The sequence below is a fragment of the Bacillus sp. SCT118 genome (assembly GCF_058566435.1).
Genome location: NZ_CP191225.1, coordinates 734,690 through 758,869, shown reverse-complemented (window position 1 = coordinate 758,869; position 24,180 = coordinate 734,690). Strand labels below are relative to the sequence as shown.

Genomic DNA, 24,180 nt, shown 5'->3' with positions numbered 1-24,180 from the left:
TTGTCCGTATACATTTTGGAGGAATGGATATGTTACCAAAATACGCGCAAGTAAAAGAAGAAATCAGTTCATGGATTAATCAAGGCAAAATACTGCCCGATCAAAAAATCCCTACCGAAAACGAATTAATGCAGCAATTCGGCGTCAGCCGGCATACCATCCGCAAAGCGATCGGAGACCTCGTATCACAAGGTCTGCTGTACAGCGTGCAAGGCGGAGGCACCTTTGTCGCTTCACGCTCTGCTAAGTCAGCGCTGCATTCAAATAAAACGATCGGTGTTTTGACAACCTACATATCAGACTATATTTTCCCGAGCATCATCAGAGGAATCGAGTCCTATTTAAGCGAGCAGGGGTATTCTATGCTTTTGACAAGCACAAACAACAACCCGGACAACGAAAGAAGAGGCTTAGAAAACCTGCTGTCCCAGCATATTGACGGACTCATCGTAGAACCGACAAAAAGCGCCCTTCAAACCCCAAACATCGGCTATTATCTGAACTTGGAGAAAAACGGCATTCCTTTTGCGATGATTAACGCGTCATATGCCGAGCTTGCCGCGCCAAGTTTTACCTTGGATGATGTGAAAGGCGGGATGATGGCGGCGGAGCATTTGCTTTCTCTCGGCCACACGCATATGATGGGTATTTTTAAAGCTGATGACACACAAGGCGTGAAACGGATGAACGGATTTATACAGGCGCACCGGGAGCGTGAGTTGTTTCCTTCTCCGGATATGATCGTGACATTTACAACGGAAGAAAAAGAATCAAAACTTCTGGAGAAAGTAAAAGCCACACTGGAGAAAAACAGCAAGCACATGCCGACAGCCATTTTTTGTTATAACGATGAAATTGCGCTGAAGGTGATTGATATGCTGAGGGAGATGGATCTTAAAGTGCCGGAGGATATGTCTATCGTCGGGTATGATGATTCACATTTCGCCCAAATCTCAGAAGTGAAACTAACCTCTGTCAAACATCCGAAATCAGTGCTTGGAAAAGCAGCCGCCAAATATGTCATTGACTGCTTAGAGCATAAAAAGCCGAAGCAAGAGGATGTTATATTTGAGCCTGAGTTGATCATTCGCCAGTCCGCACGAAAACTGAATGAATAAAAAAAGCAATGTATGGGTCTCCCCGCTACATTGCTTTTTTTATAGCTGTTATCTGTTTTTCCAAACGTCAGCGATGATTTCAAACGAACGCATTCTGTCTGCGTGTTCAAAGGTTTCTGAGTTAACCATAATTTCGTCAGCCTGTGTCGTTTTGACGAAATCTTCAAGCTTCGCCTTCACTTCTTCCGGACCCCCGACAATCGTGGAGCTCAGCTGCTCATTGACCATCGCTTTTTCATACGGGCTCCAGATTTGATCCATATCCTCAACAGGCGGTTTAAGCTGGTTCGGCGTACCCCGGACAAGATCAAGAAACCTTTGATAATGCGAAGTCGCAAGGTGCTGCGCTTTCTCGTTTGTATCTGCCGCGATAATGGTGACACCGACCATCGCATACGGTTCGTCGAGCACGTCTGACGGCGTGAAGGAATCGCGGTACAGCTCCAATGCAGGAACCGTATTCGCCGGTGAGAAATGAGCGGCAAAGGCAAACGGAAGACCTAGTTCCCCTGCCAGACGGGCGCTGAAGCCGCTTGAGCCCAGTAGCCAAATCGGCACATCTATGCCCTCTCCGGGAATGGCGCGAACTTGATTGCGCACATTTCCTGACGGTTTAAAATAATTGCGCAGTTCCTCTAATTGTTCTGGAAAATCCTCACCGCTGTTGATGTTTCTGCGGAGCGCTCTGGCTGTCAATTGGTCTGTTCCCGGCGCACGTCCAAGCCCCAGATCAATCCGCCCGGGATACAGTGTTTCCAGTGTGCCGAATTGTTCAGCAATGACTAATGAAGAGTGGTTCGGGAGCATAATGCCGCCGGAACCGACGCGGATTTTCTTCGTGCCTCCGGCAATATGGCCAATCAAAACTGCAGTGGCGGAGCTTGCAACACCTTCTATATTATGATGTTCAGCAAGCCAGTAACGGTGATAGCCCCATTCCTCTGCCCGGCGCGCCAAGTCCATGCTGTTTCGGAATGATTCTGCAATCGTTCCTCCCTGAACAACCGGAGATAAATTCAAGACAGAAAGCAAGGTATCTTTGCGTTGGTTGTTAGACATATTGTTCTCCTTTGCAAATGTGTTATCAGTAAACAGCCCAAAGCTGTCAGGTCATGATTGAAAGAACTTCTATCACACCATAACACAACTGCATTCAGGAATAAAAGAATTTGATTCGATGAAATTCGAACAATATAAAACGAACGCTTTGGACCGCTATTCTGCTCCAAACAGCTCCTTAGCCATCTCAATAAAGAGCTTAGCCGCCAGAGAAGCCTCCTTTAGCGACGGAACAGCAAGCTGCACATCACGATATACCTGCGGGTCCAAGTCCCGGGTCACCACATGCTCCGGAAGCGGCATCCCCGACATGGACATTTCTGATAAAATGGCCAGGCCCAAGCCTTCTCTGATCATACTGATCGAGGTGTTGATGTTATAGACCGTGAAAGCTGGGTGCAGCGTAGCGCCCGCCTGCCTGAACATATCGACAAATGGTGATTCATAGCCTCCGTCACAGACGATCATCGGTTCATGGTCAAGATCTTTCAGCGTAATGGCCGAATGACTGGCAAGCGGGTGATCGTCCCTGAGCACGACAGCCATTTTGTCTTTTTTCAAATGAATGTACTCCATCTCCTCTGTTGGATACAGAAGAATCCCAACATCTATCATCCGCGTATGAAGCCATTCCTTGACTTCATTTACAGTTCCCTCGTGCAGCACGAGCTCAAGTTTCGGATATTTTTGTTTAAATGCACTGATCAGCTTCGGCATAAAATAAGCCGAAGCTGTTGAGAATGTGCCGATATGGATCGTTCCCAGTTCAAGCCCTTTTTCCGCTGCTGCTACCTGCTCAACTTTTTCAATGCCTTTTAAGACTTCTCTGATGTGTACTAAGATCTGTTTTCCCGTATCTGTCAGCATCAGGCCATTGCGGCGGTCACGTATGATCAGCTTTACATCAAGCTCAGCTTCGATCGCAGAAATCGCATGGCTGACAGCCGGCTGTGTCATGTTCAGCGCCTGACCCGCTTTTGTAAAGCTTCCCGTTTCAGCTATTTTCACAAAAACCTTTAATTGTGTAATGGTCATAACAATTTACTTATGCTCCTTATAAAAAAGATTCATTTTATTTATCTTATGTTCTACCGTATCATATGATGGAAAAGTTCTACAAGGAGTGAATGAACAATGAAGCAGCTCTCAAAAACGCGGACAGCTCTCCTGCTCGCATTTCTCGTCATCATGTGGGGCGTCAATTGGCCGCTGTCCAAAGCCGCGCTCGCCTATTCTCCGCCGTTATTGTTCGCGGGCATCCGAACGCTGATCGGCGGGCTTTTATTAGTCATTGTCGCACTGCCGCGTATTCATAAATTACGCTTAAAAGAAACGTGGCCGATTTATCTTGTTTCTGCTCTTTTAAATATTACGTTATTCTACGGCCTGCAAACGATCGGGCTGAATTATCTTCCGGCCGGCCTGTTTTCTGCAATCGTCTTCTTCCAGCCTGTTCTGATGGGTGTATTTTCTTGGCTGTGGCTCGGCGAATCCATGTTTGTAATGAAAGTGATCGGCCTCATCCTCGGTTTTGCGGGAGTAGCCGTCATTAGTGCTGCGGGCTTTGGCGGGCATATTTCTGTCATTGGGGTTCTGCTGGCTCTCGGCTCCGCAATCAGCTGGGCGCTCGGGACGGTATTTATGAAAAAAACAGGCAGCCGCGTCGATTCCATCTGGATGGTCGCTCTGCAGCTGACGATCGGAAGCGTGTTTCTGCTTATATCCGGCTTTTGGACAGAAAGCTTTTCGGCGATCCAATGGACAGCTCCGTTTATTACGAGCCTGCTGTTCATCTCCGTATTCGTTATCGCGCTCGGCTGGCTTGTCTTTTTTACGCTTGTCGGTTCAGGAGAAGCAAGCAAGGTCGCATCTTATACTTTTTTGATTCCGCTCATATCAATCGTGGCCAGCTCCATTTTCCTGCATGAACCGCTCACCCTTAGCCTCTTGGCAGGGCTGCTGCTGATTGTCACGAGCATCTGTCTCGTGAATACAAAATCAAAAGCGCAGAAAGCAGCGGCCATTGGTATAAACGAGAAAGCTGCACAATAATAAAAACCCTCTTGCCGGATGCGGCAAGAGGGTTTCTTATTTACTGATGCTTGCGTCCTTTGACCAAATATGCAACTGTAATCAAAAGGTAGATCGCCGCAGTAATGCCGGTAATGACAATTGATGTTGTCATGATGACCCCGATCAGAATGGCGAGTAGTGCCACAATCGCAAACCATGTCGTGTACGGGAACCATTTTACATAATAGGCCGGTGTTTCCGTTTGCTGTTTTCTCGATTTCAAATGGGCGAATCCGATGATCAGCCAAATGAATAAAACGGTATATCCCAATGATCCCATTAAATAATTAAATGTTTGGCTTCCTGCGAACAGAGAAATCAATACGCCAATATAGAGAGAAGAAGTGCACATCAGAATCGCAAACATCGGTACGTTTTTCGATGAAAGCTTAGAGAAGACCTTTGGAAGCCTTCCGTCACTTGCCTGTGTATACAAAATGCGTGATGATCCGTATAAACCTGAATTCATAGAAGAAATGATCGCCAACAGGATGACTGCATTCATGATATGATCCGCGCCCGGAATGCCTACCATTTTAAAGACCATCACGAAAGGACTTTCCGGAACGGAATTGACTTGGTTCCATGGAATCAGGCTGACGATGATGAAAAACGGCAGCAGGTAAAACGCGACAATCCGTGTCAGTGTGCTGCGGACAGCTTTCGGGACAACCTTTTCCGGATTTTTTGTCTCTGCAAGCGTTACACCGATAATTTCTGTACCGCCGTAAGAGTAGATGACGACAAGCATCGCCGTGATCAGCCCTGTGCCGCCGTGCGGGAAAAATCCGCCGTGGTCTGTCAGGTTGGAAAATCCGGATGCTGTATGATCACCGAAAGATACAAATAAGAGCAGCAATCCCAGAATAATAAAGATAATAATAACGGTAATCTTGATCATTGCCAGCCAATATTCAGTTTCGGCGAAGATTTTAACAGAAAGCAAGTTTACAATCGTGACGATAAGAGAAATTCCTAATGCCAACACCCAGATCGGGCAGCCCGGCAGCCAATATTGAATGAAAATCGCAGCTACAACAGCTTCAGCCGCAATGTTAAGCACCCACATTTTCCAGTAGATCCAGTCCAAAAAGTAAGCGGCGTAATTTCCCAATACCTGCTGGACAAGATCACGGAAGGTTCTGGCGTTACGGTTTCGAACAGCCATTTCCGCCAGCCCCTGCATAATAAACAGCAAAATAATCCCGCCGAGCAGGTATGCGATAATGACAGATGGCCCTGCCACATCGATCGCTGAGCTGCTCCCCTTAAATAAACCTGCGCCGATTGCTCCGCCCAGCGCCATCATCATAATATGGCGGGACGTCATCGTGCGTTTTAACGTTTGATTGTCGTTTTTCATCCTCTTCTACCTCTCCTTCTCGTTTTCAAAAACAAAAAAGCCCGCCGTCTCCTACCTAATCTAATAGATAAAGAGACGACGAGCCTTCGGCTGACCGCGGTACCACTCTTGTTGATTCTTCATGAAGAATCCTGCTTTTGACCTGTAACGAAGGTTAGCCGTTAAAACATAGGGAATATTCAATCTATTCCGTTCCGTCTTACCACTCCCGGGCGAGTTCAAAGAAGAATCAGGCTGCGTCGCACCACCCCGCAGCTCTCTGTTCTGATCACTTTCTTTTACTGCTCCCAATCTATGTGTTTTAGTTTTCTGAAAAACTCAAATTTTATGATCTGAATATATTAACATAATATACGTGCTTCTCTTTTAACTGTCAATAACTTCAGAGAAAAAAGAAACTGTTATTTTGTCCCTTTTCGAATGGCTTTCCAAAAGGATTCTGACTCGTTTCCTAATGCGTAAACTGAAACACCTGCTATTTTATATTGCTTTGCCAGATGGCTTTTCGTTTGAACGGTTTTTTCGTTTTCATACCACACAACATGTTTATGCTTCTTTTTGTCAACATAAGAAAACGTCATCGAGCCTGATTTTTTGTTGAATGCCGGCTTTGCTTTTTGTTTTTTGATGAGGGATTTAAGCTCATTCCATTCCCTTATTGTGCTGGTACTTCCGTCTTTTACATCCCAGTCATAGCCGTACGCAGGGATTCCCATGATGACTTTATTGGCTTTGATCTTTTTGACTGAAAACTGCAGAGAGCTTTTGATCCAGTTTGTGCTTGCCACTGACCCCGGCTCACCCCAAATGCCATGTTCGTCGTAGGTCATGACTTGTACGAAGTCGGCATATTTGCCAATTTTCGCATAATCATACGGCCAGCTCCAGTCATCATTTTTATCATCGGCGCTTTTGGCCGGAACGGATACCATTGTTTTAATATGTTTCTTATTCAAAGCCTGTGAGACATATTGAATGAAGTTCGAGTACGCAGCGCGGTCTTCTGGATTTACTGCTTCAAAATCGATATTGATTCCGTAATATGAGTGCTTTTTGGCCAGTGTAATTAACTGATCTGTGAATCGTTTTTTCGCTGTTTTATTGCTCATGACCCGACTCGCTAAATCTCCGTCAAAATCATAAATGGCATCATTATAGTTTGAAATGACAGCCCATGTCTTGATTTTTTTCTTTTTCGCATATGTCAGCTGCTTAGTTGGGGCATCGCCAATCACATGTCCGTTTTTTTCAAACGCAAACGTATCGATTGCGATGGCATTCATGTATGTATGATATTTCGTAAGAGAATTGTATGAAGCCGTATCCCCAGTCGTGTAGCCTAGTGTCATTCCGGCTGCCTTCGCTTCTGTTTTTGTATACATAAACAGAACAATCGCAATCGCCAGTGAAACCGCTATGATCAGCCATTTTTTCATCGCATTTCCTCCTATTTCAAGTCATACTCTTCTCATCGGCCAAAAAATTGGAAGTTGAAGTTTTTTTCAAGCAAAAAGCCCGGCATATGCCTGCCGGGCTTCCTGAGTTCAGCGGTCAGAGACGAGAATATATGCTGCCTTTACAGGTCCGTGCACTCCTACAACTAAATCCATTTCAATGTCTGCTGAGTTGCTCGGTCCGGTAATGTAGTTGATACATGAAGGAACAGTGACACCGTCCGCAATGTTTTGGCGGATGATATCACTGGCTTGTGTCATTCTCGGTACAATGCTTGATTTCGGCACGATCGCAATATAAGTCGTCGGCAGAAGGCTGACAGATCGGCCGATGTCTTTTGAGGAGAAGAGGACAACCGTCCCCGACTCAGCCAATGTCATTTCGCTGAATGTAATCCCTACATTGGCTTGCTCCGCTTTTTTGATATTGTCCTCGCCTTTGTCAGCATCCCACTCCCAGACCGGCGTTCCTTCACTCGGCCAGTCCTTGTTGAGCAGGCTTTTCAGTCCGTATTCTTCAAAGCGGGGGTCCTTCGGAATGATGACAGGGCCTCCGGAAAAGCGGCTGACTTGCTCACGCAGGGCATCGTAAAGGCCGGTTGAATCCGTTTCAATCAGCTCTGTATGGATTTTGACACAATGGTTTTTGAGCACTGTGACTAAGTCATCCGCTGAATATCCTTCAAGTGTTTTATATTGCGGCTGATGCGCCCATTCAGGGACTGACACGCCTCCTGTTCTTCTTTCACGGCCCAGGCTGGATGCGATTCGGTTTAAAAAGCTCTCTTGATTCTGAATGGTTCCCTTCGTCATCACTGCTCCTCCTTCGTGCGTTCACTTGTTTCTCTGTCCGCAAACCAGTCTCTGAATCTCGATTTATGCGGTGCCGGGAAGTCGCGGATCTGGGTCCAATTTTTAAGCGGGCCGAGCCCTTTCGAAATTTTTTCGTCCTCTGTAAAAGGCGTCATGGCGGCCGGCGCCCATTTTGAGCCCATTTTGTAAAGCGATAAAGAGGATGCGCCAAGTCCGAATGCTTTCATTGCAAGCTTTTCACTGATCGGCGCTCTTCCCTCTTTTTCGACGATATTCTGACGATGCTTGAGTAGCAGCTCATGAAGCGGGATTTTGACCGGGCAGGCTTCTGAACAAGCAGCGCACAGTGAAGACGCGTACGGCAGCTCCTTATAATCGTCATAACCGCCGAGCAACGGCGATAAAACCGCTCCGATCGGCCCCGAGTAGATTGAGCCGTATGAATGTCCGCCGACATGGCGGTACACAGGACAGACATTGATACAGGCGGCACAGCGGATACATTGCAGCACAGACTGGAATTCCGTTCCAAGGATATTGGATCGTCCATTGTCAACGATGACAAGATGGAATTCTTCCGGACCGTCCACTTCACCTTCCAGCTTCGGACCCGTCAAAGCTGTAATATAGCTTGTGAGCCGCTGTCCGACAGCACTTCTTGTCAGCATGCTGACTAGCACTTCAAATTCAGAAAATGACGGGACAATCCGCTCCATTCCCATGACGGTAATTTGTGTTTTCGGCAAGGTGCTCACAAGCCGTCCATTTCCTTCATTGGTCACAAGGCTGACGGAACCCGTGTCAGCGATGGCGAAGTTACAGCCGGTAATGCCGATATCCGCTTCCAGAAACTTTTTCCGGAGAATGGCGCGCGCATGCATCACCAGCTCTTCCGGTTTTTCTGTATGTTGATAGTCCAGTCTTTCTTTAAACACATCGCGTATCTGCTCTTTATTTTTATGAAGGGCGGGCGCTACGATATGTGACGGCGGATCGTGATCATCAATCTGCAAAATGTACTCGCCGAGATCGGTTTCTACGACTTCACAGCCTTCCTTCTCCAGCACATCATTCAGATTGATTTCCTCTGTGACCATTGATTTAGATTTCACAATCTTTTTCCCGTTCTTCTTTTGAATGACATCACGAATATAAGAAGACGCCTCTTCCGCTGTTTCCGCGAAATAGACATGTCCGCCTCTTTTCGCCACATTTTCGGCAAGCTGTCCAAGATAGAAATCAAGGTTTTCAAGGACATGCTGCCTGATTTCCTCTGATAATGAGCGCCACTCCTCCCAGTTTCCCAGTTCTTCTGCTGCCTCTAGGCGCCGCGTCCGCAGACGCTCCTGTGCACCCGAAACAGCGCCTCTCATAAATTCATTATCAATCCCCTGTGATACCCGCTCTTTAAAAGCGTCAGTACCGATTTTCATCGCCATGATCCTTTCCCCCTCTGTATCCAGTTTTATCTGCTGTTGAGCACTTCGGCGATGTGCATCACTTTGACATTTTTATCTTTTCGGCCAAGCCGACCCCCGATATTCATCAAACAGCCGCAGTCAGCACCGATCAGCACCTCTGCTCCCGTTTCCTCCACACATTCGACTTTTTCATCGACCATCTGCTCGGAAATCTGCGCCATCTTGACTGAGAACGTTCCTCCGAATCCGCAGCAGTTATGTTTGCCCGGAAGCTCTGTAAACTGCAGGCCCTTCACATGGCTCAACAGCTTCATCGGCTCCTCCCGAACACCCAGCAGCCTAGTCATATGGCACGACGTATGTAAGGTCGCTTTTGTATGAAGGGTCGCGCCGACATCCTCTACTCCAAGGACGTTCACGATAAAATCTGTCAGTTCATACGTTTTATCCGCCAGCTTTTGCGCTTTATCGGCCCATTTCGGGTCATCCGCAAATAAGTGCGGGTATTCCTGGAACATCGTTGTGCAGGAACCGGAAGGACTGACAACATATTTGGAATCCTGAAACGTTTCGATCATCCGTTTCATTGCTTTTTTGGCGTCATGTACATAGCCGCTGTTGTAAGCCGGCTGTCCGCAGCAAATCTGCCCTTCCGGAAAATCAACCTCACACCCAAGCCGCTCCAGCAGCTCAACCGTTGCTTTTCCGACATTTGTTTGAAACATATCAACAAGACAAGTGACAAAAAGTGAGACTTTCATGATGAACCCCTCTCTCATCCCCAATATATGATCAGGTCATCTGATGACCTGAGTTAAAATAACTATATGAATATCGTACACTATTCTGACAATGGAAGGAAAGGGTTTTCTAGGGATATTTTCATTTGTGGCATATCAAAAACACTCCCGATCTCCCAGGAGTGCAGTATATGGTTAAATCCAGCCCTTTTCCTCAGCGATGCTGGCGGCTTCTGTCCGATTTTTCGCATTAAGCTTTTGGATGATTTCTGAGATATAGTTTCGAACTGTGCCTTGAGATAAATAGAGCTCCAGCGTAATGTCTTTTGTTGTCTTACCTAAAGCCGCAAGCCTCAGAATTTCTTGCTCTCTAACGGTTAGCGGATTTTCGTCTCGCATCATATTAAACGTCAGCTCGGGGCTGAAGACACGTTTTCCCTTTACACATTTTCGAATGGCATCGGCCAGATCGTCAATTTCGCCGTCTTTCAGCAGATAGCCATGTGCACCGGCCTTTACGGCGCGTTCAAAATATCCGGGGCGGGCAAAGGTGGTTAAAATAATGACCTTGCTGACGCAGCCTTTTTTCATTAATTCCTCTGCCACATCCAGCCCGCTTCGAACCGGCATTTCAATGTCCATGATGCATACATCCGGCTCCAGCTTCAAAATAGCATGTAGCGCCTCTTCCCCGTTCAATGCTTGTCCGATGACTGTCATATCCTCTTCTAAATCAAGCAGAGATCCCAAAGCGCCTAAAAGCATTCGCTGGTCCTCAGCAATAAACAGACGAATCATTCTTTTCGTCCTCCAATCATTCTGCTTTTTTAATAAGCGGAATCGTAAGTGCCACAACCGTTCCGTTATGATCTGAAACCGTTAATCCCCCTTCAATGAGCATGAGCCGTTCTTCCATTCCCCGCAGGCCATTCCCAAACATTTTCTCCTTCGGCGCTCCCTTTCCGTCATCCCGTATCACGATCCTCATTTTGTCAGCAAACTGAGAAATGGTGATGGCACAGTGGGTTGCTTTGCTGTGCTTGATAATGTTAGTCACGGCTTCCCGCATACACATACTGATAATATTTTGAGTGACGGGAGATATCGCTGAAAAGTCGTCGGCTCCTTCGTATTGAAAGGTAATGTTCCCCGCTCTTAATATGTGCTGAATGTTTACGAGCTCCTCTGTTATCGTGACCGTTCTCATATCAGAAACCAGCTCTCGAACTTGCTTGAGTGCGGAGCGTGAACTGGTTTCCATTTCTTTTGCCTCAAGCTTGGTCCGTTCTGGATCAGATGCAGCCAGCCGCTGAATGAGCTGGCTTTTTAATGTAAGCAGCGACAGGGTGTGACCAAGAGTATCGTGAAGATCACGGGCGATTCGAACACGCTCCTCTCTTTTAGAGAGTTCTTTTATCTGTTCGTTGGCTTGTGCAAGCTTATTTTCAAGCTCAATTCTCCGAAACATAGAACGAATGCCGAATGGAGAAATGAGCATAATGACGAGAAACGGGAGAACAGAAAAAAGCTCCCGGAGCGAGACCGAATTCGCGATAAATTGGTATAGGCATGGAAAAAGCAGTATAAAGATTAAAGCGCAGAACGCACGGTTAAAATTCGTTTTCTCTTTATAATAACCAACAAAGTTTGCCGGGAAAAAACCTAAGTATATATAGGTGATATTGTAAAACACACTATACATCAAAATAACCGCCATTTGCACGATAAGCCAATATGTAAACGAAGCTTTGCCCACGCTGCAGAATAACTGGCGATATGCCGCTACAAAAAGGAGCAGCATGCCATATCCGATCCCCTGTTTGACACCTGATTCTTTTAATAAAGAGAGGAACGGCATAATCGTATACACCAGAAAGATATAAGGGAAAAACCCGAATTCCTTCGGGAAAATAGATATTGCCTTTTTCATGTATTACACCGCTTCTTGTTTTCTTCTTATATATTTAGATAGTAGCATGAAGAGCATCATATAAGCGATTAATATCAGAATATTTTTCCAAGTCGGACTCCCACCCCGGACAAGTTCCCACGCTCCGCTCCCGAAATGATAAGACGGAAGCCACTGGCCAATGTTCTGCATCATGTCAGGCATGACCTCAAATGGCATCCACATCCCTCCGCCTAAAGCCAGCAGCATATAAAGCACATTACTGATTCCGGCCGCTGTTTCTACTTTTCTCATGAGGCCGATTAGTGTGCCTAATGCTAAAAAAGGCAATGCGCCAAACAAAATCCACAGTCCGCTCATCATCCATTCAAACGGTGACAAGGCAATATCATTGATGATTGCGCCGAACAGAAATATGACGGTAATCGATAAAACGTGAATGACACTTTGGCCGATCATCTGAGCTGATAAATAGATATGATCCTGAAGAGGCGTAAGGCGGATAAAGGCGGCCCAGCCTTGTGACCGTTCTTGTACCATTCGGATGCCAAGCGTCATGATAGAGGAACCCATCACGCTGAAGACTGTCATCGACATCAGGTAATGGGCTTCCCATGCACGTTGATCAGGGACGTTGGTATTCACTACATTTGTAAAGAAATAATAAAAGGCAATCGGCATGATCAGAGACCAAAGCACAAAGTACTTGTTCCTAAGCACCCTTTTCATTTCAGCGATGCTTTGCTTTTGCAGCATGTTCACTCACATCGCCTCCCTGTTGCCGTCAGCCAGCTGGCGAAATGCCTCATCGAGCGTCGCTTGCTCAATTCGAATATCTCGTGCTGGGATGTTTTCTTGAAAGATCAGCGCCAACACTTTGTCTGTATTTGATGTCTGGATGATGGTTCTCTCATGCTCGTGGATCACTCTCTCGACTTCCGGGTGACAAGACAGCCTTTCCAATGATTCACTTGGATGAAGCGTAAAGGAAACAGACTGTTTTTGAATTCTTGAGCGGATTTGCATTGGTGAGTCGTCTGCAACAAGCTGTCCTTCAGTAAAAAATAGGATTCGCTGTGCGGCATCGTCTGCTTCTTGTAAATAATGAGTTGAAAAAATAATCGTTTTTCCTTGGTCCGACAGTCCGTGAATGGTCTGCCAGAATCGGTGTCTTGATGAAGTGTCCATGCCGACTGTCGGTTCATCAAGTATAAGCAGCTCCGGGTTCCCGGCAAGAGCCAAAGCAAAGCTCAAACGGCGTTTTTGTCCGCCGGATAATTTTTCTGCTCTTGTTTTCAAATCTTCTTTGGTGAGTGCTGTTAACGAAACGAGTTCTTTTATGGACAATGGATTCGGATAATAGCTCCGGAAGAGTTCAAGGATTTCATCCACCTTAAGGCCCGGCATGACACTCACTTCCTGAAGCATTACACCTATTTTTTCACGAACCTGTTGATCATCAGGAACCCCGTTAAATAGTTTGATTTCTCCCTCACTCGGTTTCAGCAATCCTAATATCATAGAGATGACGGTCGTCTTCCCTGCCCCATTTGGCCCGAGAATGGCTGCAATTTCTCCTTTTTCAATACTGAAGCTGATGTTGTTTACAGCGGTTTTTCGCTGGAAATGTTTTGTCACGTTGCTTACTGTTACTGCTTCTTTCATCACATGAGCACCTCCTGATCGTTTACATTGATTGTAAAATGACGGAGAAGACGATGTTAGTATGGGGTGTCATGATGATGGAGTGACAAATGTCATTTTCTTTCTCACGGCAATCCTCCTCCTGCATCTTCCAATTCATCCATCTTTTCTATCTCCCATGTCCTCTTTCTTTTAAACTGCTGTGACATTCATAGAAAGATACACTCTTCAAACCATCCGAGTGTTATGATAGACATATTGAACTTTATATTACTTTCCGGCTGAAAGGAGCCAATCATGAACGAAGCGATTTTGTCTAGAAATCATGTGAAGGTGAAAGGCAGCGGCAAAGCATCTATCATGTTCGCACCTGGTTTTGGATGCGATCAAAGCGTGTGGAATGCCGTGGCACCTGCCTTTGAAGAAGATCATCGGGTGATTTTATTTGATTACGTCGGTTCGGGACATTCAGATTTGCGCGCATATGACCTGAATCGTTACCAGACACTTGACGGCTATGCCCAGGATGTTCTTGATGTTTGTGAAGCTTTAGATCTGAAGGAAACCGTGTTTGTGGGGCACTCCGTCGGGGCCTTGATTGGGATGCTTGCATCCATCCGCCGCCCGGAGCTTTTTTCCCATCTGGTGATGGTGGGGCCTTCTCCTTGCTATTTGAATGATCCGCCTGAGTATTACGGAGGATTTGAAGAGGAGCAGCTCCTTGGCTTGCTGGAGATGATGGAGAAAAATTATATCGGCTGGGCAACTGTATTTGCGGCAACCGTTCTGAATCAGCCAGATCGGCCTGAAATTAAGGAAGAGCTTGAAAGCCGTTTTTGTTCTACTGATCCTGTCATTGCCCGCCAATTCGCGAAAGCGGCGTTTTTTTCTGATCACCGAGAGGATCTTTCGAAGGTAACGGTTCCCTCTCTTATTCTCCAATGTGCAGATGATATCATCGCACCTGCAACAGTAGGTAAGTATATGCATCAGCATCTGCCTTATAGCAGTCTGAAACAAATGGAGGCTCGCGGACATTGCCCTCATATGAGCCATCCAGATGAGACGATACAGCTGATCGGCAATTATTTAAAAGCACACGTGTGATATAGGAACGAAAGGGATAGAGGTGACCCTCTTAGATGGACAAACAATTGAATGATGCACCATGCGGTTTCCTCGCTTTGTCAGAAGAGGGGTCGATCATAGCTGCCAACCGTACCCTTATCAAGATTCTGGATTATGAGCCGGAGCAGGTTATCGGCCAGCATATGAATATGATGTTGACCATTCCCGCACAGCTTTTCTGCCAGCTTTATTTTTTTCCGCTTTTGAAATTAGAGCATCACATCGAAGAAATATACATTTCCCTGAAAGCTAGAGATGGAGAAGAAATTCCCGTCCTTATCAATGCGGTTGTAAGAGCTGATCGCGGAGCATCTGTCACCGAGTGTGTTCTGATTCCAATGCGAAAGCGAAATGAATATGAAAATGAGCTGCTGATAGCCAGAAATGAGGCTCAGGAAGCTTTGCTTGCCAAACAGAAAGCCAATGCGGAGTTAGAAATTGCCTTGGAAACGCTGAAAGCAAAACAAGAAGAACTTCTTGAGATCAATAAACAAAATCAACAATTTAAATTAAACACCAAAAGAGAGCTTGAACTCGCCAGAAAGATCCAGAAAAACTCGTTGACTGAACCGATTGTAAACGATCAGGTTCAGATTGACTCTTATTACAATGCATCGAGTGAATTGTCAGGTGATCTTTACGGATATTATCAAATCGATGAACACCGTTACGGCATTATTATCCTTGATGTGATGGGGCACGGAATTTCATCTGCATTGATTACGATGTCTCTTCATCCTTTGTTCCAGCGTCAGATCACGCAAGGTCTCAGCCCCGTTAAAGTTATGAAGGAATTGGACCGGCACCTTCACAGCTTGTTTCAAAATGATGAGGAAGCAAGACATTATTGCACTGCTATTTATCTCGAGATTGATATAGCACGGCAAAGAATTGATTATGTCAACGCAGGGCATCCGCCGGCACTTTGGCAGGACGATAGCGGAACTCAACATCTGCTTCACGCGACTTCACCTCCGATCGGGATGTTTGAAGACTTAGAGTTTCAGTCAAGCAGCCTTTCATACACGGAGGATGGAAGATTGCTTCTGTATACGGATGGCGTGATGGATCCTACGGCTTCATGTTATTTATTTGATTTACTAAAGGATCATCCTGATTCGCCAATCGCTGACCTGAAGGAGAAAATCCTTACATCACTGCAGCATCAAAAGGAAGCTCATCATAAGAGTGATGACGAATGTTTTATATTAGTTGATGTAAAATAAAATGATCCATGAGACATAACAATGATTTGTTACATCTCATGGATTTTTTTGTTTCAGCGTTTCTTTGGAATATGTCCTGACTCCGCATATTGAAACACTTGCAAGGAAGGCAGCGGGTGTCCATTAAAATCAAATAAAGCTTGATTATCTACAGCACTTCCCCCATACCACTTCCCGGCGTCTTCAGGATCGTATTCAGCAGCATAGCTGGAGGCCCACCCTGACCCGTATGTTTCCCATAACACTTTGTTTTTCTCTATCTGTGTCTTCGGCCCGACTGGAATCCACGCCGGCTCCCAGTAGAAAACACCAAGTCCTGCTTTGCCCGTATTCGCCACTGCCTCCATTACATCTCTTACTGCAGTTGCCTGGCCTTGAACAGAAATTGGATATGGCAGCGTCTGCCCGCTTTTTGGTGCTGTATTTCCATGCCCATCGCCATCCTCAGCGGTATAGGTGTACGATGTCTCCGCCACCATGACTTTTTTGCCGTACGTATTGGCAACAGCCTTCAGCACGGAGGTCAAATTTTGTAATGTCCCATGCCAGAAAGGATAATAGGAGCTCGCAAACACATCATAATCCACTTTGTTTTTGCTGAGTGTTTCCGCAATAAATGAATACCTTCCAGCCGTTTCAGGATTGGTAAAATGCAGGGCGACCAAAATATTTGAATTTGTCTCCCTGACCGCTCGGCTTCCTTCATTAAATAATTGGCACATCTTCGTCCAATCAGTCTCACCGGCAAATCCTCCTGTTGTTTCATTTCCAACCTGAACCATGCCGATGTCAACGCCTTCCTTGATCATCTTTTGCAGGCTTTGTTGCGTATACTCATAGAGCTTTGCTTTTTTTGCTTCAAAGCTGAGATTCGCCCAGGCTTTGGGCACCTTTTGTTTCGCTGGATCGGCCCAGAAATCAGAGTAGTGAAAGTCGGCCAGCACCTTCATTCCGTTCGCTGTCGCTCTTTTTCCGATTTCGATGGCTTTTTGAACATCATTGTTCCCCCCGCCATACCCATTGCCATTTGAATCATACGGGTTATTCCAGATTCGGACGCGAACATAGTTGACCCCAGCCTGTTTTAATGTTGTAAAAATGTCCTGGCGTTTTCCGCTTGTATTGTAAAAGGTGACACCGCTATTTTCCAAAGCAATAACGCTGGACACATCTGCCCCTTTGATAAAGTCCTTGTTCATTCCCTCTACTTTTTCAACAAAAAGATCCTCTGCCCGAAGCTCTGATACGTGCTTCTCCTTCTCAATAGCAGCGGCATATCCTGTTGAACTACATGCACTCCACACCATGGCGGCCGCAAAGAACATTTTCACTTTGCTTTTCATGATTTCATCCCCCTAATACTTAGTGAGCGTTTTCATTCTATAGAAAAAAGAATCCGCCCATATCGAGCGGAGCATCAGCCTAATGTGTGTTTACGACAATTCTCACTTCATACTTTTCCATCGTCAGGTCGCCTGACAACATGTCTCCTGTCATTATGTCCTTCACACTCTGATCAAACGTGACCAGCTGTTTTTCTTCCGTAAAATTCATGACAAAAATATAATCATTGTCCTGATCCTGCCTTGCTTGTACGGAGACGCCTTTTCCGTGCCGAACCGGAAAAACAGGTGAAAGAGACAGGTCTGTGATCAGACCCTCATAGAAATCACGCTGAAATTGATCCTCCAAACGCGCGCCGATAAAATACGCCTTGCCCTGCTGATACTCATGGCTTGTGACCGCTGGCGTGCTCGCATAAAAATCTTCTTGATACACCGCTTCCACTGAAGCTGTCTTTACATCAATCACGGTTGCATAATCCTTCATTTCATATATTTGGCTGCGGTAGCTGACAGCGTTTCGATCCTTCGGATACAGGGTGTCCGTTTCAAGAGGCTCAACTCCAAATATAGCTTGAAGATCCGGATGCCATCCGCCTGTGTATGTTAAGTCATGCTCATTCACAATCCCGCTGATATACGTCATGACTAAGGTACCGCCGTCAGCCGTAAACGCTTTTAAACGGGAAATGGTGTCCTCGCTGATTAAATACAGCATCGGGACGATCAGCAGTTTATATGGTGAAAAATCTTGTTCTTTCGTGATGACGTCGACAGGGATATCGTGTTCCCAGAATGTGCGGTAATGCTGCTGAAGCGTTTGCGGATAACGTTTTGTCGCCTTCGCAAACCCCTGAGCATCCTCGAGCGCCCAATGATTTTCCCAGTCATATAAAATCGCGGTTTGAGCCGGCCTCTTCGTTCCGACAACTTCGGACAGCCGTTCCAATGTCTCGCCTACCTTGGCCACTTCTTGAAAGACGCGGTTCTTCGGGCTATTGTCATGATCCACAACCGCTCCGTGTAATTTTTCTGATGACCCCCGTGATTTGCGGTATTGGAAATAGAGAACGCTGTCCGAGCCGTGGGCAATCATTTGCATGGATGACAGCAGATTCATGCCCGGGCGCTTTGCCTTGTTGACGTTATGCCAATTGACCGCGCTTGGCGTACACTCCATTAATAAGAAAGGCTGCTGCTTCAAGCTTCGGTACAGGTCGTTGATAAAACCGACCTTCATCGCCAAATCAGCTGTGCTTTCCCAGTCATTGTGCCAGACAGGATAAGCGTCCCAGCTGATGACATCGACATGCTTTGCAAATTTGCTGTAGTCGAGGCCCTGATACGGGATCAAATCCGGTGTGTCAGCCATAAAATTCGTTGTGATAGGGATATCAGGCGTCAGTTCTTTCAGCGGAATGATTTCATTTTTATAAAACGAAATCGTTTGATCAGTGACGAACCGGCGCCAATCTAAATTCAGGCCATGCAAGCCATTTTCACCGATCGGCGAAGGGCTTTCAATTTGTGACCAGTCATTGAACGTATGGCTCCAAAAAGGGGTCCACCACGCATGATTCAATGTCTTGAGGCTGTTGTCATATTTCGATTTCAGCCACTCCCGGAAAGCATGCTGGCATAGATCACAGTGGCAATCTCCCCCGTATTCGTTTGAAATGTGCCACATTAACAGCGCCGGGTGATGTCCGTATCGTTCTGCTAATAAGCGGTTGATATGCCGTGTCTTTTCTCGGTAGACTTTAGATGTGAGGCAGTGGTTGTGCCTTCCGCCGTGCAGCTGTTTGACGCGGGAGGCATTGACGCGCAAAACTTCCGGATAGGTTTGCGAAAGCCAGGCCGGACGGGCTCCGCTCGGTGTTGCTAATATGACCCGGCCGCCTATACTGTGAATCCGCTCAAAAATATCATCCAGCCATTCAAATTGATATACGCCCTCCTCCGGCTCAAGTGCGCTCCATGCAAAAATGCCGACAGAAAACGTATTCGTATGAGAAAGCTTCATCAGCTTGATATCATCGGCTAAAATATCGGGCCGATCCAGCCACTGATCGGGGTTGTAGTCTCCCCCATGGAGCATAAATTTTGCTTTTGTTACGTGCGTTTTTTCAAGCTTTGACATCACATTCTCCTCCTTGTTCTTTTAGCCCTTCGTTCCGCCTGCGGTTAATCCGGACACAAAATTCTTTTGCAGCATGATAAAGATGACGGCAACCGGTATGCTGATAAGCAGGGCTCCGGCCGCAAATGTCGTATAGCTGGCCCCCATGACATCATTCACTAAATTGAATAGACCGACGGGCAATGTATATGATTCAGGCGTTCTCAATATGGTTGAGGACAACACAAAATCTCCGAGCGGACCGGTAAAGCCGTTCATGGCCACGACTGCCGCCATCGGTTTTGATAATGGCAGAATGATCTGGAAGAAGATTCTGGTGCTGCTGGCTCCGTCAATCTTGGCGCTTTCGTCTAAATCCATCGGAATGGAATCCATGTACCCCTTCATCAAATATGTATTCATCGGGATCAGGCCGCCGATATAAAGCAAGATTAGCAGCCAGTGGCTATTGATCATTCCCAAGATTTGCGCCAACACAAACAAGGCAATTAAAGCTGAAAACTGAGGAATCATCTGCAGCAATAAAAAGAGCGTTAAAGCGTATTTCCTGCCTTTGAAGCGAAAGCGCGAAAACGCATAGGCTGTAAACGTCACACAGAGCAAAGACCCTGCCATTGTAAACAGGCTGATCTTCATTGAGTTGAGATACCACTGCACATATTGAAGGCTTTCTTTGCCCGCAAATAATTCTTTGTAATGGTCGAATGTTGGATGCTTCGGAATGATGGATGTACTGATTAAGCTGTTGCCAGGGTTAAAGCTTGCGCCTGCCGTCCAAAGGAGAGGATAAACAATGATGACCGCCATAAAGGCTAACAACAAGTAAGAGAAAAGGAGACGGATATATTTCCTGACCTTCATATCTGCCAGCATGCCTTATGCCTCCTCTTTAAAAGACTTTGTCTTTCTGAACTGCCACAATGCGATGGAGATAACAAATACAGATAATAAAATGGTTAAAGCCGCAGCAAGTGAATATTGGCTTGACTGCATTGTCAATTTATAAATCCATGAAACGAGGATATCTGTCCCGCCGGCTGTTGATCCGGTTACAGCCGGACCTCCGCCATTGAATAGATAGATAATATTAAAGTTATTAAAATTAAACGTAAACTGGGTAATGATAATCGGAGCCATTGCAATGAACACCATCGGAAGCGTGATGTATCTCAGCTTTGAAAAGACAGAAGCGCCATCTATCGTAGCTGCTTCATACAGATCGTCCGGGATGGATTGCAATACGCCTGTTGAGACGAGAAAGATGTACGGAAACCCAAGCCAGCCCTGCATGAGAATCAACGCAAGCCTCGACCAATTGGCATCTGTCATCCACGGAAGCGGATCTATCCCGAAGAAAGCCAAGATGTCGTGATTCATCGCACCGAAGCTATCATTAAACAGTCCCGCAAAAATTAAAATCGTCACAAAACCGGGAACGGCCCATGGCAAAATCAGAATCGTCCGAAAAAAACGTTTAAACCGAAGGTCTTTTTGGTTAACAATGATCGCGAGAAAAATCCCCAAGCTGACTTGCAGTGTGGATGCAGCAAGTGTCCAAACCACCGTCCAAGCCAGTACATCAAAAAAAGTCGACCTCCAAATATCAACTGTGAAAATATTTGCGAACGTTTGAAAACCGACCCAATCAATTAATTTTGCAGGAGGAGAATGATACAAATCATAGTTTGTAAACGCTAATGCAAAGCTGAATAAGATAGGAAAGATCACGGCGAAAATTAAAATAAACAAAGATGGGCCGCTGACGACATATGGATAGCCCTCAGAAATGATATGCTGGTATTGTTCCTTTAAGGAACTTAATGGCTTGTTTTCATCACGCTGTTTTCCGCTTTGGAACGCATCGCGAAGATTCACGTAATACACCGCAAGGCCAAAGCAGGTCACGATGACAGCAATAATCCCTTCCGCCAGCAGAAAAACGGAATTATCCCGCGGCACTTCTGTTCCCAGTGTAAAGATTCCCCAAAACCCCATATTGAGCAGATCTCCAAAGACCGCAAAAAACGATGCGCCTAAGAAAAGAAAGACAATACCTTTTATCCATTGCTTGTTATAAAATTGCCCGAGTCCCGGAATGATAGAAAGCAACAAAGCGACTTGACGATGCTGCACCGTTTTCACCTCTCTTACAATACAAATCTAGCTTTCTCTTTATTTTCCGCTGTGCTTTGCCTTAATTTGTCCTTTGGCCGTTTCAGCTGCTTGATCCAATGCTTGTTTCGGATCTGCCTTCCCTGTTGCAACCGTCTGTAATGCTGAATCAGCCGGCGTCCATATTTCATTCATTTCCGGAATATTTGGTGTTGGCTCTGAGAAACGGGATTGTTCAGTAACAGCCCGTGCCGCCTCGCTTTTCATAATAGCCGGGTCATTGGCTAGGGATTTCACAGCAGGAACTTCTTTCGTTTCTTCATATCGTGTTTTAGAATTTTTTTCATTTGCCAGGAAAACGGCTAATTCTTGCGCCAGCTCTTCATTCTTTGAAAATGCACTAACGTTGTAGCTTTTGACGCCGATAAAGGAGCTCATGTTTATCCCATTTTCCAGCTTCGGCAGTTTCGTAATGCCATAATTGATTCCTGCTTTCGAAAAAGCTTCTACATTCCATGGACCAGAAATAATTGCGGCGGCTTTTCCTTCTGTGAACAGCGATTCCAATACGTTAATCCCTTGTTCTCCAATAATGCCAGCCGGGAACAGGCCATCTTTGTAAAACTTCTGAATCAGCGCCGCACCTTTGACAGCTCCTTCATTATTGATTCCAATGTCTGACGGGTTATAGCTCCCATCTTTGGCCTTTCCAAAAATGTATCCGCCATATCCGCTCATCACACTTTCTGCATAATAAATTTGATCGAATAGGGCTAAAAAGCCAAATTTGCTGCCATCAGCAGTCTTTTTGGAATAGTCGTACCACTCTTCCAGTGTTTTGGGCAATTCCTTTTCGGAGATGAGATCTTTGTTGTAAAAAAGCACAGTCGTTTCGACCGCTTTTGGCAGTCCATAAAGCTTTTGATCTACCATTTGAGACTGAATGGAAGCGTCAGTATAAAGTGATTGAACGTCTTTTTTGACATGTAATTCCTTGAGTAATCCTTCCGTGACAGCGGTTCCGATTTGATCCCCTGGCATTGTTAACACGTCAGGGCCTGTGCCGGCCGGTCCGTCCATTCGCAAATCTTCAATCTGCTTGGCATACGGTTTTTCAACGACTTTGACCTTCACATCATGCTCTTTTTCAAACGCAGCAACTGCGTCTTTAATGCCGATGCTCTTTTCTTTATCCTCCCATACAACAAGCTCTGACCCTTTTGAACTCGATTTGGCGCTGCTGCTTTCCTTTGGGCCGCAAGCCGCCAAGGATAAACTGACAGCTGCGCAGAGCATGAATACGGAACACTTTTTTGCCATTTTCATTGATTGTCACCCTTTCGGTAGGAATGAAAGCGCTTTAAAGATAATATAGCACGCCCAAGAAAATGTGTAAACAAACTATTTACCTCTTTGAGTAAATTTTTTTACCTAAATAAAAAATGACTTAGTTGTCCTAAGTCATCCTTCATTCATACTCTTCCTGACGATTAATTCCGCGCCCACATATAATGTTTTTACCGTTCTTCTCTTGTCCTGCACTTGTTCAAGCAGTAATTGAACAGCATTTTTACATAATTCATGTATATCAATATGAAACGTCGTCAGAGGAGGCGAGACATACTTCGCGAAGCTGATGTTGTTGATACTCACAATGCTTACCCTGTTTGGTATGGCAATTCCTTTTTCGTTCAGGGCTTGCAGACAGCCCACTGCAATCGGGTCCGCTGCAATCATAAAAGCAGTCGGAAGCTGATCGCCTAATGTGTCGATCGCTGCTGACATCAGGCGGTAGCCGTTTTCTACAGAGAATCCGCGATGACAAAAAATATAGCGCTCGTCCAGCATGGCTTTTTCCCTCATATAGGATCTGAAGGTTTGTTCACGGATGTCCATTTCATCCTGATTGGTATTCGGATTTTTGTATGTGCCGCCGATAAAACCGATGCTCTTATGTCCCTTCTCAGTCAGGATGTTTACCGTCTTCCTTGTCATTTGTGCCAAATCGGGCCTTACCGAGTCAAAATGATCGGGATCAGGAGTTGAATCGATGAACACGCCATTTTGAGTGAGATTTCTGAGGAAAGCCAGCTCTTCATCTGAAAATGTGCCAACGGCAATAAACCCTTCCGTATGTTCAGGAATGCGCTCGATTCCATCCGCTATTTTATAAGTGGTCATATCGACATTGAATGCTTTCGCCAGTTTCTCTACTTCTAATCTCATCGTTTTAAAATAGACATCTTCTAATTCTTCTTTATCTGTCAGCCAATATAAAAACGCAATATGTTTCACCAGCGGCCTTACTGTTTTTTTGCGGTAATTGAGCTTTTCCGCCGCTTCATAGATTTTCTCCCGTGTCTCATCAGGAACAGAGAGGCTTTCATCGTTATTTAAAACGCGGGAAACGGTTGAGATTGAAAATCCCGCTTCCTGCGCGATATCTTTAATTGTCGCCATTGCATCTGCCTCCATTATTCAGCTCGCATTGATTTAGTAAAATATTTTACTTTCTTTTTCACAAATGTCAAGTGCACAAAGCTCTCTGGCTGCCTCATGTAAAAAGACTGAACCATTTGCGGCTCAGTCTCAGTTGTTCGTATCATTCGGAACCGGCGGAATTGCCCGGGAAATGAG

The 24,180-nt window shown here is 45.7% G+C and carries 21 protein-coding genes and 1 other annotated feature; of the genes, 4 read left to right on the top strand and 17 right to left on the bottom strand.

Features of this window, described 5'->3' with window-relative positions:
- The first annotated feature begins 29 nt into the window (after window positions 1-29).
- Window positions 30-1,118 (top strand): arabinose utilization transcriptional regulator AraR, encoded by a 1,089-nt coding sequence (gene araR / locus ACQVGT_RS03750; protein ID WP_015483709.1) that lies wholly within the window; start codon window positions 30-32, stop codon window positions 1,116-1,118.
- Between the two features lie 48 nt (window positions 1,119-1,166).
- Here the strand turns inward: araR and ACQVGT_RS03745 are convergent, their stop codons facing one another.
- Both ACQVGT_RS03745 and ACQVGT_RS03740 read right to left on the bottom strand, forming a co-directional pair.
- The gene (locus tag ACQVGT_RS03745) at window positions 1,167-2,177 is read right to left on the bottom strand and encodes an LLM class flavin-dependent oxidoreductase (RefSeq protein WP_015483710.1); all 1,011 of its coding nucleotides are present in this window, start codon (window positions 2,175-2,177) and stop codon (window positions 1,167-1,169) included.
- Window positions 2,178-2,333: 156 nt separating this feature from the next.
- Complete coding sequence (locus ACQVGT_RS03740) at window positions 2,334-3,212, bottom strand: LysR family transcriptional regulator (RefSeq protein WP_015384672.1); 879 nt, start codon at window positions 3,210-3,212, stop codon at window positions 2,334-2,336.
- Between the two features lie 99 nt (window positions 3,213-3,311).
- Between ACQVGT_RS03740 and ACQVGT_RS03735 the strand changes: the two genes are divergently transcribed.
- A complete protein-coding gene (locus ACQVGT_RS03735; RefSeq protein ID WP_015483711.1) occupies window positions 3,312-4,229 on the top strand; it encodes a DMT family transporter in 918 nt (305 codons plus the stop codon).
- 40 nt (window positions 4,230-4,269) lie between these two features.
- Here ACQVGT_RS03735 and ACQVGT_RS03730 read toward each other — a convergent pair whose 3' ends face one another.
- From ACQVGT_RS03730 to ACQVGT_RS03690, 9 genes are all read right to left on the bottom strand, one after another.
- On the bottom strand, window positions 4,270-5,613 hold the full coding sequence (locus tag ACQVGT_RS03730; RefSeq protein WP_003228313.1) for an amino acid permease: 1,344 nt from the start codon (window positions 5,611-5,613) through the stop codon (window positions 4,270-4,272).
- 68 nt (window positions 5,614-5,681) lie between these two features.
- Window positions 5,682-5,917 (bottom strand) — a binding site (T-box leader).
- A gap of 97 nt (window positions 5,918-6,014) precedes the next feature.
- On the bottom strand, window positions 6,015-7,049 hold the full coding sequence (locus ACQVGT_RS03725) for a glycosyl hydrolase family 18 protein (RefSeq protein ID WP_015384674.1): 1,035 nt from the start codon (window positions 7,047-7,049) through the stop codon (window positions 6,015-6,017).
- A 108-nt stretch (window positions 7,050-7,157) separates the two neighbouring features.
- Window positions 7,158-7,880 (bottom strand): lactate utilization protein LutC, encoded by a 723-nt coding sequence (gene lutC, locus ACQVGT_RS03720; protein ID WP_015384675.1) that lies wholly within the window; start codon window positions 7,878-7,880, stop codon window positions 7,158-7,160.
- Window positions 7,880-9,319, bottom strand: a complete 1,440-nt coding sequence (gene lutB / locus ACQVGT_RS03715) for a lactate utilization iron-sulfur protein LutB (RefSeq protein WP_491798039.1) — start codon at window positions 9,317-9,319, stop codon at window positions 7,880-7,882. The genes lutC and lutB overlap by 1 nt, the downstream gene beginning before the upstream one ends.
- A gap of 26 nt (window positions 9,320-9,345) precedes the next feature.
- Window positions 9,346-10,062 (bottom strand): lactate utilization iron-sulfur protein LutA, encoded by a 717-nt coding sequence (gene lutA / locus ACQVGT_RS03710; RefSeq protein WP_015483712.1) that lies wholly within the window; start codon window positions 10,060-10,062, stop codon window positions 9,346-9,348.
- A 174-nt stretch (window positions 10,063-10,236) separates the two neighbouring features.
- Window positions 10,237-10,839, bottom strand: coding sequence for a two-component system response regulator YvfU (gene yvfU, locus ACQVGT_RS03705; protein ID WP_015251201.1), 603 nt, complete (start codon window positions 10,837-10,839; stop codon window positions 10,237-10,239).
- Window positions 10,840-10,855: 16 nt separating this feature from the next.
- On the bottom strand, window positions 10,856-11,971 hold the full coding sequence (yvfT, locus tag ACQVGT_RS03700; protein WP_015384678.1) for a two-component system sensor histidine kinase YvfT: 1,116 nt from the start codon (window positions 11,969-11,971) through the stop codon (window positions 10,856-10,858).
- Between the two features lie 3 nt (window positions 11,972-11,974).
- A complete protein-coding gene (locus tag ACQVGT_RS03695; RefSeq protein ID WP_015384679.1) occupies window positions 11,975-12,712 on the bottom strand; it encodes an ABC transporter permease in 738 nt (245 codons plus the stop codon).
- Window positions 12,713-13,618: an ABC transporter ATP-binding protein gene (locus ACQVGT_RS03690; RefSeq protein WP_080030692.1), complete on the bottom strand. Its 906-nt coding sequence runs from the start codon at window positions 13,616-13,618 to the stop codon at window positions 12,713-12,715.
- Window positions 13,619-13,891: 273 nt separating this feature from the next.
- Between ACQVGT_RS03690 and rsbQ the strand changes: the two genes are divergently transcribed.
- Window positions 13,892-14,701 (top strand): sigma factor SigB/phosphatase RsbP regulator RsbQ, encoded by an 810-nt coding sequence (gene rsbQ, locus ACQVGT_RS03685; protein ID WP_015384681.1) that lies wholly within the window; start codon window positions 13,892-13,894, stop codon window positions 14,699-14,701.
- 35 nt (window positions 14,702-14,736) lie between these two features.
- Window positions 14,737-15,948, top strand: coding sequence for a phosphoserine phosphatase RsbP (gene rsbP, locus ACQVGT_RS03680; protein WP_015384682.1), 1,212 nt, complete (start codon window positions 14,737-14,739; stop codon window positions 15,946-15,948).
- 53 nt (window positions 15,949-16,001) lie between these two features.
- On the opposite strand, the gene ganB is transcribed toward rsbP, so the two are convergent.
- The 6 genes from ganB to ganR all read right to left on the bottom strand — a co-directional run bounded on the left by ganB (window position 16,002) and on the right by ganR (window position 24,003).
- Complete coding sequence (gene ganB / locus ACQVGT_RS03675; protein ID WP_015384683.1) at window positions 16,002-17,291, bottom strand: arabinogalactan endo-beta-1,4-galactanase; 1,290 nt, start codon at window positions 17,289-17,291, stop codon at window positions 16,002-16,004.
- Between the two features lie 79 nt (window positions 17,292-17,370).
- Window positions 17,371-19,434, bottom strand: a complete 2,064-nt coding sequence (gene ganA / locus ACQVGT_RS03670) for a beta-galactosidase GanA (RefSeq protein ID WP_080030693.1) — start codon at window positions 19,432-19,434, stop codon at window positions 17,371-17,373.
- 18 nt (window positions 19,435-19,452) lie between these two features.
- Window positions 19,453-20,304 carry a galactooligosaccharide ABC transporter permease GanQ gene (gene ganQ / locus ACQVGT_RS03665; RefSeq protein ID WP_015384685.1) on the bottom strand — a complete coding sequence of 284 codons (852 nt, stop codon included), beginning with the start codon at window positions 20,302-20,304 and terminating at the stop codon, window positions 19,453-19,455.
- 3 nt (window positions 20,305-20,307) lie between these two features.
- On the bottom strand, window positions 20,308-21,564 hold the full coding sequence (gene ganP, locus ACQVGT_RS03660) for a galactooligosaccharide ABC transporter permease GanP (RefSeq protein WP_015483715.1): 1,257 nt from the start codon (window positions 21,562-21,564) through the stop codon (window positions 20,308-20,310).
- A gap of 39 nt (window positions 21,565-21,603) precedes the next feature.
- On the bottom strand, window positions 21,604-22,869 hold the full coding sequence (ganS, locus tag ACQVGT_RS03655) for an arabinogalactan oligomer ABC transporter substrate-binding protein GanS (RefSeq protein ID WP_015384687.1): 1,266 nt from the start codon (window positions 22,867-22,869) through the stop codon (window positions 21,604-21,606).
- 135 nt (window positions 22,870-23,004) lie between these two features.
- On the bottom strand, window positions 23,005-24,003 hold the full coding sequence (gene ganR, locus ACQVGT_RS03650; protein ID WP_015483716.1) for a galactan degradation operon transcriptional regulator GanR: 999 nt from the start codon (window positions 24,001-24,003) through the stop codon (window positions 23,005-23,007).
- Window positions 24,004-24,180: the final 177 nt, after the last annotated feature.